Genomic DNA, 1,324 nt, shown 5'->3' with positions numbered 1-1,324 from the left:
CGCTCTTCCGATCTTTCGCCGCCAGCGGCGCACCGCCCTCGTTCGTGAGGCGTATATAGTCGCCACCAACCAGAACTGTCAACAGTCATCGACGATGTTTTTTCGATTTCTCGTGGAGATATCCACGGGGCGGAAATTCGTGAGCTGGCTTGGCTGAAATTGTGAGTGGTGTTCCGCTGAGGATCACTCTTCTACCAAGCTCCCACCTCTAGGCGGCGGCAGGTGCGTGCCATCGGCCTGAGAATCGCCTCCTGGCGAGTGTCGATCCCCACGCCAGCCTAAGCAGCGCTTCAGAGCCGGCCTTCCAGCAATTCCGCCGTGATGTTGCGGCCGGCGAAAAAATACCCAGGACCAGACCCGTTCGGCATCGACTGCGAAAGCAATGCTGACGGCACGTCGCCAGCCGATGATCCGCGGACCAGGCATGATCTCGACCCGCTCTGTGCCGCACTGTGGAAAAGTCGACACGCTCAGGCAATGGTCGCGGATGCCGACAACGAAATTCCAAGCGATCGCCGGCGACGCACGGGTCGGCTATGTCGTCATAGAGCTGGTCGAGTTCAGTTTCCGCCTTGGGGTGGAAGACAATGCGGTACTCCATTGCCTATTTGGCTTTCGCCTGCTTCGCGTGATGACGCGCCTCGAGCCGCGAAAAAACTGTCTCGACAGGGATGCCCTTAGTTTAGCCGAATCCTGCCGGAGCTCGGTCAGGCGCGCCGGAACCTCCTCGCGCAACCATCTTTCCCGCTCCGCCTCGAAATCCTCGAGCATACGTAGGCCGGCGCGAACATCTCAGGCATTGTTGTAGCGGCCTGATTCGAGCTGCTTCCTGATGAAGCTCTCATAGTGGTTCGTTCAGAGCGTAGTCGGGCACGGCAACCTCCTGGAAGATTATGGCGCCGATCAAGCCCGGTAGCAATAATAGCAATGATTGGAAGCGCACGATCACGGTTCGTTTTCCAAGATCTGGTGGCGAGAGAATGGTTCGTCGCCTGGTTTTGCAGGATCCAAAGCGTCCGGTCACCATCGCGCCGGCGCGTGGCGGTTGCCGCGCTGACAGAGCCGGGAGCCAACCGGCTTCGCGTGGGCAAAGGTGCCGAATACAAAAGGCCTGCGAGCTGCGGGCGGTTGGGGGTCATGATTTGGCTTTTCTGTCCCACGGTCGGCTTCGCCTGCTTCCGACCCCTGGTGCAGGTTAAAATCGCCATCGATCACGGTCCGAACGCAAAAAGCCCGCGTGAAGCGGCTTTGCCCTTCCCGAGAGATGGGTGACAGTTCATTCCGGAGACATGGGTTACACTTTCGGCCCTTTGCAAGGAGAGCA

The 1,324-nt window shown here is 59.1% G+C and carries 1 pseudogene; it reads right to left on the bottom strand.

The annotated features are described in order from the left end of the window. Positions 1–290: 290 nt before the first annotated feature. A pseudogene (locus tag X751_RS1000000168380) lies at positions 291–601 on the bottom strand (type II toxin-antitoxin system RelE/ParE family toxin). Between the last annotated feature and the right edge of the window lie 723 nt (positions 602–1,324).

Source organism: Mesorhizobium sp. LNJC394B00 (assembly GCF_000502555.1).
In the GTDB taxonomy this organism is placed as follows: domain Bacteria; phylum Pseudomonadota; class Alphaproteobacteria; order Rhizobiales; family Rhizobiaceae; genus Mesorhizobium.
Note: the sequence above shows the minus strand (reverse complement) of the source record. Positions and strands in the feature narration are given on the sequence as shown.